At 63.0% G+C, this 332-nt stretch carries 1 protein-coding gene; it reads left to right on the forward strand.

The features are described 5' to 3' along the window. Window positions 1-332, forward strand: a 332-nt coding sequence (locus BK665_RS33620; protein WP_259699687.1) for a ferredoxin reductase domain-containing protein, incomplete at both ends; no start/stop codon positions are given.

Below are 332 nucleotides of genomic sequence, written 5' to 3' on the forward strand. Positions count from 1 at the left end.
GACCATCAAGCGCGTACCGGGGGGCAAAGTCTCCAACTGGTTGCACGACACCCTGCCCGAGGGCCAGGAGCTGGCGGTGCACGGTCCGGTCGGGCTGTTCAACGCCATGGACTTCACCGCGCCGAAGGTGTTGTACCTCAGCGGCGGCGTCGGTATCACGCCGGTCATGTCGATAGCGCGCTGGGTCTACGACACCAACGGCAACGTCGACATGGTGTTTATCCACAGCGCCCGCTCACCCAAAGACATCATTTACCACCGCGGGCTGGAACACATGGCTTCGCGGATCGACAACTTCAGCCGGCACCTGATCTGCGCGAAGCACGGTCTGG

It is taken from the genome of Pseudomonas frederiksbergensis (assembly GCF_003732665.1).
Lineage (GTDB): Bacteria > Pseudomonadota > Gammaproteobacteria > Pseudomonadales > Pseudomonadaceae > Aquipseudomonas > Aquipseudomonas frederiksbergensis_G.